This is a genomic window from Sphingobacterium sp. UBA1897 (assembly GCF_002337775.1).
Lineage (GTDB): Bacteria > Bacteroidota > Bacteroidia > Sphingobacteriales > Sphingobacteriaceae > Sphingobacterium > Sphingobacterium siyangense.
On the sequence record NZ_DDGR01000012.1, the window covers coordinates 1 to 2,745 of the forward strand.

Here is a 2,745-nt window from a genome sequence, read left to right on the forward strand (position 1 = left end):
GGGCTTTTTCTTATTAATAACTAGTTTTTCTTTTGACTAATATTAGGTAGTAATCCTGTAACGATTCCAATTAATGGAAGATAAGCGCAGATGTTGAATACATATTCAATTGAAGTGCGATCTGCAAGCCAGCCCAATACAGCCGAACCAATGCCCCCCATGCCAAAGGCAAAACCAAAAAATAAGCCTGCAATCATCCCAACTTTCCCGGGGATAAGCTCTGTCGCATAAACCAAGATAGCAGAAAATGCCGAGGAGATGATCAAACCGATTATAATAGCAAGGACAATGGTTAGTCCAAGTCCTACATGGGGTAATAGTAACGTAAATGGCGCTGCCCCAAGAATTGATACCCAAATTATTAATTTACGTCCGTAATGATCGCCCAAGGGACCACCCAATATAGTGCCAGCGGCAACAGAAGCAAGAAATATAAATAAATAAATCTGAGATTCCTGAACAGAAACATGGAATTTATTGATCAAATAGAAGGTGAAGTAGCTGGTCATTGAAGCCATGTAAAAATATTTGGAAAAAATGAGTATCAATAAAATTACAAGTGCAAAAATTACTTTTGATTTTGACAGATCAGATTTTGAAGCAGCAACGGAAGTTGTTTGTGCCTTAGGCTTGAGGTGTATTTGATACCAATTACCAACATAAGTAAGAATCATAACGGCTACAATGGCCAATACCCCAAACATACCGATGTATTGTTGGCCAAAAGGGATCACAATAAGTGCGACAAGAAGGGGACCTATCGCACCACCAGCATTACCACCGACCTGAAAGATCGACTGGGCGAGACCTTTTTTGCCTCCGGAAGCTAAATGAGCAACTCGAGAAGCTTCAGGATGAAATATAGACGAACCCATCCCAATTAGACTTACAGAAAGGAGAATGTAGATAAAGTTTGACGCAAAAGAAATGCATATCAATCCGGCTAAAGAAAAAAGCATACCGACAGCAAGTGACCGGGGAGTAGGGTTTTTATCTGTATACAAACCTACAAAAGGTTGCAAAATAGAGGCGGTAAGCTGAAAAACCAACGTTATAATACCAATTTGGGTAAAACTAAGGGCATAATTTGACTTTAACATGGGATACACTGCTGGGATGACAGATTGAATCAGGTCATTGAGCAAGTGTGAAAGACTAATCGCAAATAAAATCGGATAGACGGTTTCGGAACTTTTCCAAGATCCACTCGGGTTTAGTGATTGTGTTTTCATAAAGGAAATATTCATCAGGTCATCTGATGTTTTAGTTGATAAAAATTGAATATATTTAGAATGATAGTTTGTATATGCTACAGGAAAATTACAGTTGTTGGATAATTCGGTTAGCAATATCAACAGCTTTTTTCACTTCTTTATCTTTAATTGCCAACATCAGTTCCTCGTGTTGCTGTTGAGAAGTTAAGAAGGGGACTGTATCCTTATAAATAGTCATGAAGAACTTATTGACATGCTCAGATAAGGTTGTATATAAAGCGGTCAAAATACTATTTCCACATGATTCAGCAATTGCACTGTGAAAGGCAATATCAGCATTAACGCATGCGGTCAAATTTCCCATTTCGGCGTATCTAGCTCTATTTTTAAGTGCTTGCGCCATATCTTTGAGACCTTTCGAAGTACGATTTAAGGCTGCTTTTTCAATAATTCGCAACTCTAATACGTGTCTAACTTCAAAAATATCGTTAAAATTGGCTTTCTCAATTTTTGAATCAAGGGCATGATGCCCCGTACTACTTTTGACAAAAGTACCAAGCCCTTGTTGCACATTTAGATAGCCTGATTGACTTAAATATTTGACAGCTTCACGAATGCTGGATCTGCCCACAGCAAATTGCTTCATCAATTCTGGTTCCGTAGGAAGTTTAGATTCTACAGGAAATTCACCCAATTTGATTTTTTCTTCTATTGCCGCGGCAACTTCCTCCGCCAAGGATCTTCGTACGATAGCTTCAGTCTTCATATAATCATATCATCTGATGATTGCAAAGGTAGTAGAATTTTTTGAATTCTTATTTATTTTCAAAAATTTGATCAAACTAACCGAATATTGTTACCACTACAACAGATATTTATTACAGGGTTTACTGAATTAAATTTATTAGCAGTTTTGGATTAATTAACAGAGAGGCTGGTCCTCCAATGTATTTATCTAAAACTTAAAAACATGAAAAAATTAATGATGAGCGTCGTAGCCTTGGCTTTAATGTCATCTGCTACTTTTGCAAAAACAGGTCCAAAATCGGTCGACAACAGCGTTGTTGAAAAATCAACGATTTACGAATCACAAACTGGAAAAACTAATTTGAATATTGTGAGCGAAGCCAAAGAGATCAAACTCGGAAAGTCTCGTACGCTATGTAGATTGACGATGAGTATCTATAATACAAGTGGTCAGTTGATCGAAACTCAAGTTCTAACATACACCAGCTATGGAGCCAATGATATGTATTATAGTAGCTGTGGAGCATGGTTTAGCGCTACCATTCAGAATTACCAAAACTACTATGGTAATCCTAATCATTAAGTATCAATTAATCAAATGATGTAGCGGGGCTAGTATCCCCGCTCATATTTTCCGCAATACAATCCAAAGGAAACTTTTATTTACGATCCTACTACGACAATGAAGATGGCTGCTGCATGCGAACATGCGATAAGGCAGACAGGTGATGATATTAGAAAATCGAGGTACCACTTACCTAATTAAATTGATCGTATTCGGACA

The 2,745-nt window shown here is 37.6% G+C and carries 3 protein-coding genes; 1 reads left to right on the forward strand and 2 read right to left on the reverse strand.

The annotated features are described in order from the left end of the window. Positions 1–20: 20 nt before the first annotated feature. Both B4N43_RS07595 and B4N43_RS07600 read right to left on the reverse strand, forming a co-directional pair. A complete protein-coding gene (locus tag B4N43_RS07595; RefSeq protein ID WP_075994804.1) occupies positions 21–1,232 on the reverse strand; it encodes an MFS transporter in 1,212 nt (403 codons plus the stop codon). 88 nt (positions 1,233–1,320) lie between these two features. After that, a complete protein-coding gene (locus B4N43_RS07600) occupies positions 1,321–1,980 on the reverse strand; it encodes a FadR/GntR family transcriptional regulator (RefSeq protein WP_075992647.1) in 660 nt (219 codons plus the stop codon). Between the two features lie 216 nt (positions 1,981–2,196). Here B4N43_RS07600 and B4N43_RS07605 point away from each other — a divergent pair, with 216 nt between their 5' ends. Beyond that, positions 2,197–2,544 (forward strand): hypothetical protein, encoded by a 348-nt coding sequence (locus tag B4N43_RS07605; protein ID WP_157626098.1) that lies wholly within the window; start codon positions 2,197–2,199, stop codon positions 2,542–2,544. Positions 2,545–2,745: the final 201 nt, after the last annotated feature.

Bases quoted from the DNA above. Each gene is read 5' to 3' on its own strand.
- B4N43_RS07595 (WP_075994804.1), bottom strand. From the start codon at position 1,232: ATGAAAACACAATCACTAAACCCGAGTGGATCTTGGAAAAGTTCCGAA.
- B4N43_RS07605 (WP_157626098.1), top strand. From the start codon at position 2,197: ATGATGAGCGTCGTAGCCTTGGCTTTAATGTCATCTGCTACTTTTGCA.
- B4N43_RS07600 (WP_075992647.1), bottom strand. From the start codon at position 1,980: ATGAAGACTGAAGCTATCGTACGAAGATCCTTGGCGGAGGAAGTTGCC.